Genomic DNA, 388 nt, shown 5'->3' on the forward strand with positions numbered 1-388 from the left:
CGGTCATGGTGCGCGAACGCTGGCTCGATCCCTTCCTGCTGATCCTGCCGCTTTATCTCTGCCTGAAGATCGAAGCGGTGGACGCTGCCAACCGCCTGAAGCATCCCGGCCTGCTGGCGATACCGCTGATCATCCTGATCGCGGTGCCGGCCAGCATCGCGCTCCGCGTCCTGATGGCGCCTTCAGGGGGCTATACGCGGCTCAACATTCCGACAGACCGCTTTGTCGAAAGCGTCGTGTCGGAGCCCAAAATCGCTCCCGCCGTGGTGATTGCCGGCGACCGGCGCCTCGCCGGCAATATCGCCCTGCTGCTTCCAGGTGTGCCGGCGATGACACCCCAACATCCCGATTTTACGCTGTCCTTTTCCGCCAGCGCCACGCGACCGCT

General features: G+C 64.2%; 1 protein-coding gene. It reads left to right on the forward strand.

Features of this window, described 5'->3' with window-relative positions; genetic code table 11:
- Window positions 1-5 precede the first annotated feature (5 nt).
- The coding region (locus AC1D0P_RS31400; RefSeq protein ID WP_477680299.1) for a hypothetical protein at window positions 6-388 on the forward strand (383 nt) is incomplete at its 3' end.

It is taken from the genome of Polaromonas sp. P1_G2, from assembly GCF_056405515.1.